Origin of the sequence: Mariprofundus sp. EBB-1, assembly GCF_003665155.1 — a bacterium.
Lineage (GTDB): Bacteria > Pseudomonadota > Zetaproteobacteria > Mariprofundales > Mariprofundaceae > Mariprofundus.
In genome coordinates, this window is record NZ_RCFQ01000017.1 from 1 (window position 1) to 12,130 (window position 12,130).

Annotated in this window: 11 protein-coding genes; 5 read left to right on the forward strand and 6 right to left on the reverse strand. The window is 45.8% G+C overall.

The features are described from left to right. The first annotated feature begins 97 nt into the window (after positions 1-97). The 4 genes from D8Y20_RS08170 to D8Y20_RS08185 all read left to right on the forward strand — a co-directional run bounded on the left by D8Y20_RS08170 (position 98) and on the right by D8Y20_RS08185 (position 6,610). The gene (locus tag D8Y20_RS08170) at positions 98-559 is read left to right on the forward strand and encodes a VF530 family DNA-binding protein (protein ID WP_121542590.1); all 462 of its coding nucleotides are present in this window, start codon (positions 98-100) and stop codon (positions 557-559) included. A gap of 322 nt (positions 560-881) precedes the next feature. Beyond that, positions 882-3,488: an ATP-dependent helicase HrpB gene (hrpB, locus tag D8Y20_RS08175; protein ID WP_121542688.1), complete on the forward strand. Its 2,607-nt coding sequence runs from the start codon at positions 882-884 to the stop codon at positions 3,486-3,488. A 152-nt stretch (positions 3,489-3,640) separates the two neighbouring features. After that, the gene (locus D8Y20_RS08180; RefSeq protein WP_121542592.1) at positions 3,641-5,890 is read left to right on the forward strand and encodes a peptidase U32 family protein; all 2,250 of its coding nucleotides are present in this window, start codon (positions 3,641-3,643) and stop codon (positions 5,888-5,890) included. A 48-nt stretch (positions 5,891-5,938) separates the two neighbouring features. After that, the gene (locus D8Y20_RS08185) at positions 5,939-6,610 is read left to right on the forward strand and encodes a glutathione S-transferase (protein ID WP_121542690.1); all 672 of its coding nucleotides are present in this window, start codon (positions 5,939-5,941) and stop codon (positions 6,608-6,610) included. 308 nt (positions 6,611-6,918) lie between these two features. Here the strand turns inward: D8Y20_RS08185 and D8Y20_RS08190 are convergent, their stop codons facing one another. The 5 genes from D8Y20_RS08190 to D8Y20_RS08210 all read right to left on the reverse strand — a co-directional run bounded on the left by D8Y20_RS08190 (position 6,919) and on the right by D8Y20_RS08210 (position 10,844). Further along, positions 6,919-7,704 (reverse strand): spermidine synthase, encoded by a 786-nt coding sequence (locus tag D8Y20_RS08190; RefSeq protein ID WP_121542594.1) that lies wholly within the window; start codon positions 7,702-7,704, stop codon positions 6,919-6,921. A gap of 223 nt (positions 7,705-7,927) precedes the next feature. Then, on the reverse strand, positions 7,928-8,239 hold the full coding sequence (locus tag D8Y20_RS08195) for a DUF167 family protein (protein ID WP_201265588.1): 312 nt from the start codon (positions 8,237-8,239) through the stop codon (positions 7,928-7,930). A 111-nt stretch (positions 8,240-8,350) separates the two neighbouring features. Then, complete coding sequence (locus D8Y20_RS08200) at positions 8,351-9,220, reverse strand: MYG1 family protein (RefSeq protein WP_121542596.1); 870 nt, start codon at positions 9,218-9,220, stop codon at positions 8,351-8,353. Positions 9,221-9,474: 254 nt separating this feature from the next. After that, complete coding sequence (gene arfB, locus D8Y20_RS08205; RefSeq protein WP_121542598.1) at positions 9,475-9,888, reverse strand: alternative ribosome rescue aminoacyl-tRNA hydrolase ArfB; 414 nt, start codon at positions 9,886-9,888, stop codon at positions 9,475-9,477. After that, positions 9,888-10,844: a 3'-5' exonuclease gene (locus D8Y20_RS08210; RefSeq protein ID WP_255418416.1), complete on the reverse strand. Its 957-nt coding sequence runs from the start codon at positions 10,842-10,844 to the stop codon at positions 9,888-9,890. The genes arfB and D8Y20_RS08210 overlap by 1 nt, the downstream gene beginning before the upstream one ends. Positions 10,845-11,287: 443 nt before the next feature. On the opposite strand from D8Y20_RS08210, the gene D8Y20_RS08215 reads away from it, so the two are divergent. Continuing rightward, positions 11,288-11,689 carry a glutathione S-transferase N-terminal domain-containing protein gene (locus D8Y20_RS08215; protein WP_121542602.1) on the forward strand — a complete coding sequence of 134 codons (402 nt, stop codon included), beginning with the start codon at positions 11,288-11,290 and terminating at the stop codon, positions 11,687-11,689. An 8-nt stretch (positions 11,690-11,697) separates the two neighbouring features. Here the strand turns inward: D8Y20_RS08215 and D8Y20_RS08220 are convergent, their stop codons facing one another. Further along, positions 11,698-12,081, reverse strand: coding sequence for an RNA-binding S4 domain-containing protein (locus D8Y20_RS08220; protein ID WP_121542604.1), 384 nt, complete (start codon positions 12,079-12,081; stop codon positions 11,698-11,700). Positions 12,082-12,130: the final 49 nt, after the last annotated feature.

The following is a 12,130-nucleotide window of genomic DNA, read 5'->3' on the forward strand; positions in this document are numbered from 1 at the left end:
ATTTTGACGGGGGCTGCCCACTTTCAGTAGTTTGATGCTGTGTTATCTCTGCTGTTAGGGGTACATTATCGTTATTTACTAAACGGGGATGATATTCATGAACAATGAGATCGATTACACGAACAACCCCTTACACGGGCTTGGAACGAAAAGCTTGTTGACTGAAATAGTAGATCATTATGGTTTTGAGATACTTTTTGCCTATTTGAATATCAATTGCTTTAAGATGAATCCAAGCATTGATTCCAGTGTGAAGTTTTTAAAGAAGACAGATTGGGCGCGTATAAAAGTTGAAGCATTCTATCTGTATGACTATAAAAACTTACCGAGAGCATCTTATGAAGAGTATTTATTACCTCCAAGGGAGCGGGTTTTTCCAGAAGAGCAAGTGTCGAGGGAGCCTAAAAAACTGAGCTTAGAAGGTGCTGATCGCTTACGCGAAGAGCGTGCAGAAAAGTCTGCTGAATACTTGCGTGAAAAGTGTGCAAGCAGATCACCTGCGAGAGAGAAGAGGGATGAGAAGCCCTCGAAAAAGAAGATTGATCCATGGGCTAGATAAAGGCTGAAAAGAATCGAATAGACAAAAATTTAAGCAAGCCAGAAGGTGAATTGCGTAGCAAGAGAAGCTCCTTGGGGGGACGACACACGAATAAACACGAATAGTTCAACAGCTGAGGGTTTATGTTTTTTATCAGTGTCTGTCGTGTGCACAAGGTAAATGGTGAGGTGCCAGAGAGGGTGAGCTAGGCCATCAGTGGCTAAGGTTTTCTTTATCTCGTAAAAAAAATCAGCTATCTGACGGCCTCAAAATGTAAGGGGTGCCACACTGCAAGTGATTTTGATTTGCCTTCAGCTATAGTCTCACCATGCCAACCCGTCCCATGCCAAGTCTGCCGATCAATGATGTGCTACCCGACATCAAAGAGACATTAACAACGCACAATCGTCTTGTACTGCAAGCACCACCGGGTGCAGGTAAAACCACGGCTGTCCCCATCGCTTTGCTAGGTGAAAGCTGGTTGGGTGATAAGCAGATCATCATGCTGGAACCGCGCAGGCTTGCTGCACGCAATGCGGCGGCACGCATGGCATTTTTGCTCGGTGAAAAAGTTGGTGAAAGCGTGGGTTATCAAATCCGGCAGGACAACTGTTTTAGTGACAGAACAAAAATACTGGTGGTCACCGAAGGTATTTTAACACGTAAGTTACAGGCTGATCCGGAACTTAAAAACTCTGCACTGGTTATTTTTGATGAATTTCATGAACGCAGCCTGCATGCCGATTTATCACTGGCGCTGTGCTTACAAAGCCAGCAAATTTTACGCGAAGATCTGAAAATTCTGGTGATGTCGGCAACCCTCAATACGGATGCTGTGGCTACATTGTTGGATAAGGCGCCGATCATTCAGAGTGAAGGGCGCAGTTTTCCTGTCGAGAATAGATATCTCGGTAACGTGATCAGGCAACACAATACACGGCCTCAGCAGCAACTGATGATCAATTTGACCAACACGGTCAAAACATTCATTCATGAACATGAGGGTAACTGCCTGGTATTTCTACCTGGTGTCAAAGAGATCAACCAGCTCTCCAGACAGATCAAACAGACACTTGATCACGCATCGATCACGAACATGATCATTGCACCGCTGCATGGCAGCCTAAGCAAACAGCAGCAAGATTTGGCTATCGCAGTACCCAGTGATAAAGGCATGCGGAAAATTGTTCTGGCCACCAATATCGCAGAAACCAGTATCACCATTGAAGGTATTAGCTGCGTGATTGATTCAGGCTTAGAGCGCATGATGGATTACAGCCCAGCCTCGGGCATGAACAAACTGAATACCCGTTCCATTTCACAGGATTCAGCAGAACAACGCAGCGGTCGTGCCGGCAGATTATCCGCTGGTGTCTGTTACCGTATGTGGACTGTCACGCAACAACCACGTTTAGCCAAACATGCAGCACCTGAAATCCTGCACAGCGACCTATCAACGCTGGTGCTGGAACTGGCAAACTGGGGCGTGACTCAGGTTAATGAATTACAGTGGATGGATCTGCCTCCAATAGGAGCCATCGACCAGGCAAAGACACTGCTGCAACAACTCGGCGCTCTAGATGAGGCGGGCAACATTACAACGCACGGACGTGACATGTTGAAACTGGGTACGCATCCACGCTTAGCGCACATGATGTTGGCCGCCATTCAACTGGATCAGGCTTATCATGCCTGTTTAATCGCTAGCCTGCTCACCGAGAAAGATTTGTTTCAGGCCGCTCGTTCAGATAAAAACGCTGAAAAAAGTGCTGACATTCATGACAGGCTGAATGTGCTTGTGCATGCAGGATCAAAGCATCCCGGTATCGATCACCAGCAATGCAAACGCATCATACAAAGTGCCGATGATTTTTTCAGGCGTGTGAAAAAGTGCAGCAAAGCGAGAGTCAATAAAGAGAGACCGGATAATCACTGTAGCGGGGTGCTTTTGGCCTACGCCTATCCCGATAGAATCGCCAAACAGCGTAACCCCAACGAGGCGCGTTATCTGCTCAGTAACGGCAAGGGCGCGGTTATTCCGCACTTTTTGCAGCATCATCTGCATGAATATCTTGTGGTCGCCAACCTTGATGCCAAACAGGGCGAAGCCTGCATCTATCTGGCTGCGGATATCAGTGCTGAACAATTACAGGAATATTTTAGTGCGTATATTCAACACGAAGAACGTGTTGAATGGAATGAGAGCGCACAACGCGTCGAGGTCAAACAGACCAGTAGTATTGGAAAAGTAGTATTGCAAGAATCTATCCTGCACGATGCAAAAAACAGAAAAAACCAAGAGGCGGTACAACAGTGCCTGATGCAGGCTATCAGGAATAGGGGACTTGCGTGCCTGAACTGGAATGTTAAGGCTGAGAACCTTAAACAGCGGGTACAATGTATTAACCACCATCGTCTAAACAATCCTGCTGTTAAAAAGCAGCTTGATGAATCTCTACCCGATTTTTCAGAACAGAATTTGAGCGACACCTTGGTTGTATGGATGCAACCGCACTTAAGCCATGAAAACAGCCTCAAGCAGTGTTTTAAACTGGATCTGTATAGCCTGCTTTTAAATCAGCTCAGCTGGCAACAACAGCAACTGATCAAGCAACTGGCGCCAGAGCGAATCAGCGTACCCAGTGGTTCCTCCGTGTCAGTGGATTATAGCGATCCGGAGCAACCCATCCTTGCTGTCAGATTGCAGGAGGTATTTGGTCTGTACGACACACCCACGATACTCAATGGTCACTGTAAACTGATGATGCATCTGTTATCACCAGCACGTAAGCCAATGCAGGTCACACAAGATTTAAACAGCTTCTGGAACACTACCTATCACGATGTAAAAAAAGAGCTACGTGGAAAATATAAACGCCACTACTGGCCGGATGATCCATTCACCGCACAGGCAACTAGCAAAACCAAAAAACAGATGAATCGTAAATAGGAAAACTGTAAGGCGCGGAAAAGGCGATAGATCTGATTCATTGACCTTTAATTGGTCAGCCTTATCGTCTCGTCATGGCTCGTTTATCAAGACACCATCGTCCTGGTATTCAGACAGCTTTAATCATGCAAAAGTGAGTGAATAACCGCAATATGAAAAGAAACATAGAACTACTAGCGCCCGGTGGCGATGTTGAAGCGATTAAGGCCGCAGTGATTGCCGGGGCAAATGCTGTGTATTGTGGGCTGGATAACTTTAACGCCCGCAATCGCGCCGCCAACCTTTCGTTTGAAGATCTTTCCGGTATTTTACGGTTGGCACACAAATACGATTGCGAGGTGTTTTTAACCGTCAATGTGGTCATCCTGGAACATGAACTGCGCAGTTTGATCAAGCTGCTGAACAAGCTGGTGAACACGGGTATCGATGGCATTATTGTACAGGATCTTGGCATTTTTAATCTGGTCAAAAAACATTTTCCATCGCTGGATATTCACGCCTCAACGCAGCTGACGACACATAACGAAGGCCAGATACTGTTTCTGGCAAAAATCGGCGCATCACGCCTTAACCTGTCGCGCGAATTAAATATTGGCGAAATAAAATCATTAACGGCACTCGCGCACAAACACAACGTACTCACCGAAGTGTTTGTGCATGGCGCACTCTGTATTGCATTTTCCGGCCAGTGTTACTCAAGCTCCGTTAGCGTGGGCAACTCAGGCAATCGTGGCAGTTGTAGCCAGGCCTGTCGTGATGAGTATGAAATCACGGATGCGGGCAATCGTTTCCCGCTGAATTTGAAAGATAACTCTGCTTATTTTGATCTGCCCGAGCTGGTTGATGCGCAAGTGGATTCATTGAAGATAGAAGGCCGCATTAAAAATGCACATTATGTGTATACTGTGGTCGATACATGGAGAAAGCAGGTCGATGCGTTTGTGGATACGGGACAATTGTTGGCCGACGATTCGAACCTGCACCGCGTATTTAACCGGGATTTTACCAACTCTTTTTTACAGGGGCACCTCAGCAAAGAGATGTTTATCGATAACCCGCGCGATTACAGCGTGAACCATGCCATTGAACAAAGTGACGCTGTCACACCTGATGCTATTGAGCAGATTAAAGTGGAGCTGTACTCTAAGAAAAATGAACTTGGGGCAGAGCTCAAAGAAAAGATTAAGTACCTCAGCATTGCCAAGCAGCCGTTGGTATTGGCTTTTTCAGGTCAGTTGGGCGCACCGCTTTGTTTGACGCTGACCATAGGTGATCAAGACAAGGTTTATCAGGTGCAAACGCCATCACTGCTCAGGGCTGCCAGTGAATCGGCTATCCATCAGGCAACATTGGAAAAACGCTTTAAAAACGTTGCCGGCAATGATTACCGCATTGAAGGCTTTGAATGCTCGGATCTGGATGATGGATTAACGCTGCCGTTTAAAGAGCTCACGACATTAAAAAATGAGGCTGCGTCACTGTTAAATCATTCCATCGACAGGGTTCCCTTTGCCGATGTTCCGCCGTTAGAGAAACATGCAAAAACGTCTAAAAGAACAACAATGTCGATATTGATTGCCGATGAGAAAGATGTTCACCTATGTGAACGGACAAATGCCGATGTCTATTTCAAAGTGCCAGAGAGCCTGAAAAAAGGCTGTAATAAACACATCGAACTGTTCTTACGTCATCCACGCCTGATTCCATGGTTTCCTGCCATTTTAATTGGTAAGGATTACGATGAATCCGTGCGACTGCTGGAGCAGGTTCGCCCTGAACGTATCGTCAGTAATAACACGGGTGTAGCCTATAAAGCCTTTGAAATGGGTATCGAGTGGATTGCCGGTCCATTCTTAAATACCACCAACTCCTATGCACTGTTAACCCTGAAAGAGGAGTTGAATTGTGCCGGAGCCTTTATATCCAACGAAATCAACCGTATGCAAATCAAAAACATTGCCCGCCCAAGCAACTTCAAGCTGCTATACAGTATTTATCATCCGATTTTATTGATGACCAGCCGGCAGTGTTTTTTCCAGCAAACTGTAGGCTGTAAAAAGCCCACTATTGAGGATGGGTGTATGCTCAGTTGCACAAAAGCGACCACGATCACGAATGTGAAAGGGGTTTCGTTTGCCGTTGATAAACAAAAAGGCGGCTACCCCAGCATCTATAATCACGAACAGTTTTTAAACGCTGATATCGTTCACGACCTTGGTGATCTGTTTGATGAGTTTTTTATTGATCTGACCAATATTGGCGCGGGCTCCAAGCCTGAGTTGGACAAGGCGGCGTTGATTGCGCACTTTGAACGGCTATTAAGTGGTGATGGTCAGGCAGCAGAGCAATTAAACCAAATGGTTAGCGAATCTACGAACGCACAATATAGTCAGGGCTTGTAGCGTGGAGGCTGGCATCGTCACCACTGACGTATGGAAAGTTCTCATCTTATGACTTTGCCAATCCTCTATTCTCTGCAACATTGCCCCTACGCCATGCGTGCAAGGCTCGCTCTGTTACTGGCGGAACAACCGGTCATGCTGCGTGCCATTGTGATGCAGGATAAACCACCTGAAATGTTGGCCGCATCGCCTAAAGGAACCGTGCCTGTTCTGGTGTTAGATGATACAGATAACAACAGGGTCATCGATGAAAGTCTGGGAATTATGTTATGGGCGCTGGAACGCAATGATCCCGGGAATTTGCTCTATGCACAGGAAGGGAATGGCGATGGGGGAGCGCTTGCGGAAATGTTGGCTGTCATCCATGAAAATGATGCCGTTTTTAAACCGCAGCTGGAACAGTACAAACGCGCCAAACGTTTTCACGGTGACGATGAAGAACAGTGTCGCTTGCTGTGTGAACCGTTTATTCAAGGGCTGGAATATCGCCTGACGCAGCATGATTTTTTCATGGGCGCTACACCCAGCCTGCTTGATTATGCACTACTGCCTTTTGTCCGGCAGTTTTCCCGCGTCAATCGACAGCTGTATTTGAACGGCCCGTACATGCATCTGCAGCGCTGGTTAAATCAACATTTACAAAGCCGACTCTATGCCAGGGCGATGTTCAAATACCCCTTATGGCTAGAGCATCATGAACTGTGTATATTGGGTGAGTAAAGGCATTGATAACTATGGAATGCGCTGCATGGAAGTGGAGTAGCCCAAGGTCAAAAGCGTTTCACCGCGGAGTACGCAAAGTTACGCAGAGGAAAAGCGAAAAATTAACAAACAGAATGGAGGGATAGGGTGCCGCGCATGTTATCCCATACATTTGAGCGTTTTAATTTCCTTTTATATATCGTTCATAAGCAGCTCTCACGTACCGGGATGCCGGCGCTTACAATAAAGGGTTTCCTTTATGCTGCGTACTGAAGGTGAATCGCGAAGCGAGAGTAGCCACCCTGGGGTGTTGCGGTGGAAACCTTTTAAAGGTCTTTGCTTTTTATAATGCGATTACCCTGTGTGCGCAGAAGCAACTCAGCATATTGTTGCATCGGAATGTTCATTTTTTCTTGCAAGGCTTGAGCTTTGGTGAGCAGTGCTTCTCTTTCGATCAATGGGATGTCATTTTTAAATGCGAATATAATGGTGTTTCCATCATCAACGTCGAATCTAAGCAGTTGGTTGTTAAACTCTTGTATGAGCAGTTGATCTAAGACTTCGCGCAATTGAAAAGAGGTGTTGCATATATTGAGCACGAGCACACCTTGCTCGGTGAGTGCATTTTTACAATCACGCAAGTAAGACGACTGCACTTGCCGGGGCTCCATGCCTTCCGGGTTGAACAGATCTGAAAATATAATATCGCTTTTGATGTCGGTGTTTTTTATGTGGTTCACAGCATCGTCGATATGAATGAACAGATGATCACTAGCGGGTAGGTGAAAATGTTCTTTTGCGGTATTCACCACGGCTGCTCTGTACTCAATCGCGTGTACGTTCAATGCGGGGAAACTACTCAGTAGTTTCTTTACCATCGAGCCTGCACCAAGCCCCATGATGGTTGCTGTTTTAACGCTGGGGATAAAAAACAGACCTGCCATCATGGCTCGGGTGTAAGCGAGATGTAATCCATTGACGTTATTGAGTTTCATGCAACTTTGATAGATTTTCCCGTCAAAACTGAGAATCCGGCTGTTGCGTGTTTGGTAAACATGAATCTGGCCGTGCTCATCGGCTGTTGATGCGATACAGGTTCCTTTGATATCCATTGAATTCTTCATACCTCTTACATACGGTTATATAACGGTGCATTACAATGGCAGAGAGGGAGCTTTGTCGTCGATTATCAACCCAAGCTGTCATTACCTTGTAGTTTTGCTAGTCGTTTTTGAAGATAAATTAGCTGCTTAAAGTAACGACGACGCCAAGTTGGAAATGTCTCAGGATCCAGTCTTAGTGTTATCTGAGATGTCGTTGGCACTTCCTTAACCTCTATTGTTCATGCCTTGCAATGACAGAGGGGAGTGATTGTGGTGCTTTGATACGGACTTGTTTGTTTACATTCATACGCCCGAACACCACTTCAATATCCGCTATTTTCACTCCGAACTCCTTGGCGAAAAACTTCACCATATGGTCCGTTGCCTTGCCACCGCGGGGTACTGCTGCGACATTAACCTTTAATTGGTTACCTTTGGGTTTGCCTATCTTGTTCGTTTTTGCATTCGGTGAACCCAGGATATTGAGAATCAACACATCGCCATCCCAGCAATAAAAGGTATTCATTTTTACACGATTACTCATCATCTCCTCCGGCAAATAAATTTTCTGCGTGGATCATCACATCGATTCATGAATAGCGACTCAAGTAGCGTTGCAACTGAACAGATAATTTTTATTTTTGATCACACCTTATCATGCTTGAACGGCAATGGATGCCATTTTCATCGTGCTTTCAAATGATTTTGCGCCCGCAATAAACAGTCCATTATGGCAGAACATCGCATCATCAATTCCTGTTACCGCTTGCAACTCTTGATCGGACAGGCCTGCCCATGGTTGGGGCAACGGTTTTCTGTTTTCAAAGGACCCCGGCTCAGTTGGCACAGTTTGAATGCGCCATTCGCCGGTCTGCGATGGGTAAACTACATATAATGCTTCCTCAGACAGCGTGTGAACTGTTCTTTTCCACGGGGTATATTGTTCCAATACAATGACTCTTGGATCTTCAGCATCATCAATCGCTTTGGCTACAATCGCTTTGGCATGAACGCCACCGCCAGCGGCGGCAATAAAGCGTGCCAGTATGCGCGAGGCAAATTCAACCGCTTCATCAAAACATGCATCAACGTGACTATCTTCCTGCCAGGTAGGGTTAAACATGCCAATTGTCTGGCTAAGGCTGATGCCTTGAGGAACACCTTCGACATGACCACAATCAATGGCATCAATCGTTGAGACTAAGCCTTTATCAACTGCATTACTGATGTCCTGATCACCCTGGCATAGTTCCAAGCCATATTTCTGCCAAATCAGACCAAACGAGGAGTAGGGAATACCATTATCGCGCTCACCGGCACCACCACGTTGATGATGATCAAAACGGCCTCTCTCCGGGTCATATTCGCCGCCTACATCAAGCACAATATCTGCCTTAGCGATCAGTTCAGAATCGCGCGTGCGAATCAGCGTGAACGAGGGGAATATGCTTTTCAGTGCAGCGACACTGAATACATCATCTGCATGAAAGTTTCCGTTGTGGGTTACTATCGTTTTATCATTCATTTGTTTAATACCATGTTAGAAAGAGATGAGGGTGACCGCTAGTTGAACGTTAATGTTCTGGCCACCGTTAATATGTGAAAATATTTTGCAGATCTTATAGGAAGCCATCTAAATAAATAAGGGGGCAGTTTGTTTATGAGCAGACTGACGCCTTAGATTTGGTTGAAAATTGGTTTAGCTCAAACTTACTTCGCAAACCATAAGGCATCTGTGATATCCGCTCCCCCATGATCATCTGTAGAGGAAGCACACAACTATTCATCCACCTTCTTTCTCAGAGCTTTTGTTTGGCTGCGCCTGTTCTTACCCTCTAACCTACGTTTGACGGAGTTGTAAGATTTTCGAGTCGGGCGCCTTTTTTTAAGCACAACTGTGGCACTTTTAATCAGCTCTTGAAGTCGGTTCAATGCATCTGTGCGGTTTTGTTCCTGACTGCGATACTGTTGTGCTTTGATGATGAGCACACCATCACTGCTGATACGGCGGTCTCTGAGCTGTAATAGCCGTTCCTTGTAAAACTGCGGCAACGAGGATGCATGAATGTCAAAACGCAGATGAATAGCGCTGGATACTTTGTTGACGTTTTGACCACCAGCGCCCTGAGCGCGGATGGCTGAAAGCTCAATTTCATCATCCTGAATGCTGACTGACTCGGATATCTTTAACATCAGTCTATGCAGAATTCTCTGAGTGAATAACGGTTACGGGCAGTAAGATCGATATGACGAAACGGTGCCTTTTTTCCTGCATAGATATCATCTGTTAACCATTGATGTTCTGCCTCACTATCGGCATCTGATACTGAGGTGCTCCAGACACCTTTTTTGGGTTTTCCAAACTGATCTTTATAAGAAAAATCGGCCAGCCAGCGGTATCCGCGTGCTTTCAGATCATCTTTCTTGTCAAAGGGAGCTCCGATCGCAAACAGACGCTGGCTCTTCTCCCTGGCACATGCAAGCAGGCTTGCCATGGCCAGTTTGCCGGAACAGGGCAGGGCTTTTGTTAATAGGTGAAGGGTTGCCTGGGCATCATTCACCGCGCGGTGGCCATCAAAGAAGTAACCCAGCTTATAGGCAATATAATCGAGTTTCAGGCTGGAGATGTCTTCATCCTGCCAGGGGATATCATTGAAGGTGCAGGCCCAGTTTGTCTCTTTGACCATAGGCATGCGCCGTTCAATCATCTGGCGATCAAAACCGGCATTATGTGCAATAATAAGATCAGATTTGTTCAGCCACTGTATGATTTCATCATCATCGAGTTTTTGCCCTGCGACCATCTCATCGGTAATGCCGGTGATCTGCTTGACGATATCACTCAATGGTTCGTTTGGATCTTCAAAGCCGTCATAGGTATGCATCACTCTATAAATAAGGCCGCTTCCTGCATCGTATTCGAACGCAACAAAACCGAGCTCGATAATGACGTCTTTGCTGGTATCCAGGCCTGTGGTCTCGGTATCAATCACGATACCAATACGTGGTGTTGTAGGCTCACCTGCACTGTAGCGATCAGGCGCTTGCAGGCGTTCAATGACCCTGTATTGATCGGATTGTTCTAAATGCTTGATGGCATCAATATCATTCATATATTTAGTTTCCTCATTATCTTCCGAATCATGCACGTTTCTAACGGTTTCTTAAACCGGGTCGATTGCTGGCTTTAACTAAAGTAAAAACACAATCGAGCCATAAGGTGAATTGCGTAGCAAGAGAAGCTCCTCTAGGGGACGACTCACGAATGGACGCGAATAAGGCAATAACCATAGATTTTTAATCGTGAAAATTCGTGGCTACGGTTTTACTGATCACGTACAAAAACTCAGCTATATTACTATGAATGTTAGACGTCCCAATATAATTGGAAATTTACCATAGCATGTCTGTGATCGATTATCGGCATGGCTGAGTTTCATAAGTAATCAGGTCTGTTTTTGTCTTTACTTTGCGTAACGTTGCGCCCTTTGTGGTGAAAAAATACTGAATATAGTTTGAAACAGAGAGTGTTTTAATGCGATTACCCTGCTGCTAGCGTGGCGCGACGATTCAAGCTTATAAAGGGGTTCTAATGATAAAAGCGTTACTGTTAAAGATATTTCGTGAAGGTGTTGGTGGTCTGATGGCTTTTGTCAGTTATTTGACCAGCCCGCGCAAAATCAAACGGGATGTGAAAGAGCAACGCGAAATCAACAAGCAGGTTGAGTCGATGTCGATGTATCAGTACTTCGCCTGTCCGTTTTGCATCAAAACACGTCGTACCGTGCACCGTTTGAATATTCCACTTGAATATCGTGATGCTCAAATCCGTGGTGGTAAACATCGCAATGCGCTAGAACAAGAGGGCGGGGCTATCAAAGTACCCTGTTTGCGTATTGATCACGATGATGAAAGTAGCACCTGGTTATACGAATCCAGCGAGATCGTCGCATATTTGAACCAACAGTTTGATCCGGCTCTGAAACAGGGTTAAGAGAACGTTTAATCCTCTTTTCGTCTGAATCGAATGATCTGTCGGCGTGCTTTTTTATCCGGCCGTTTATCCGGGGCAGGGGATACATTGAGTTTACGTAGCTCGTGCTGCACTTGTCGGGCTTTGATACTTTCTTCATCTTCCTGATATAGGCTTTGCGCCTGTGTCGCTGAACCTCTTTTTTCAGCCAGGCCCGTTACGGTAATGGCATAGAGCTCCTGTCCACGCACGATTTTCAGCATATCACCAATCTGTACACCTTTGGATGGTTTTAAACGATCACCATTACACTGAACATGGCCACCATTGACCATTTCTGTGGCCAGACTGCGCGTTTTAAAGAAGCGGGCAGCCCACAACCATTTATCGATACGCACCATCTGTTTAGACATGAGCAAATGCTATGCTGCTCACCTGCATGCAACAATGGAAAAAACCTAT

Excerpts from the sequence above, each read along its gene's own strand:
- D8Y20_RS08170 (WP_121542590.1), top strand. The coding sequence starts at position 98 with ATGAACAATGAGATCGATTACACGAACAACCCCTTACACGGGCTTGGA.
- hrpB (WP_121542688.1), top strand. The coding sequence starts at position 882 with ATGCCAAGTCTGCCGATCAATGATGTGCTACCCGACATCAAAGAGACA.
- D8Y20_RS08180 (WP_121542592.1), top strand. The coding sequence starts at position 3,641 with ATGAAAAGAAACATAGAACTACTAGCGCCCGGTGGCGATGTTGAAGCG.
- D8Y20_RS08185 (WP_121542690.1), top strand. The coding sequence starts at position 5,939 with ATGACTTTGCCAATCCTCTATTCTCTGCAACATTGCCCCTACGCCATG.
- D8Y20_RS08190 (WP_121542594.1), bottom strand. The coding sequence starts at position 7,704 with ATGGATATCAAAGGAACCTGTATCGCATCAACAGCCGATGAGCACGGC.
- D8Y20_RS08195 (WP_201265588.1), bottom strand. The coding sequence starts at position 8,239 with ATGAGTAATCGTGTAAAAATGAATACCTTTTATTGCTGGGATGGCGAT.
- D8Y20_RS08200 (WP_121542596.1), bottom strand. The coding sequence starts at position 9,220 with ATGAATGATAAAACGATAGTAACCCACAACGGAAACTTTCATGCAGAT.
- arfB (WP_121542598.1), bottom strand. The coding sequence starts at position 9,888 with ATGTTAAAGATATCCGAGTCAGTCAGCATTCAGGATGATGAAATTGAG.
- D8Y20_RS08215 (WP_121542602.1), top strand. The coding sequence starts at position 11,288 with ATGATAAAAGCGTTACTGTTAAAGATATTTCGTGAAGGTGTTGGTGGT.
- D8Y20_RS08220 (WP_121542604.1), bottom strand. The coding sequence starts at position 12,081 with ATGTCTAAACAGATGGTGCGTATCGATAAATGGTTGTGGGCTGCCCGC.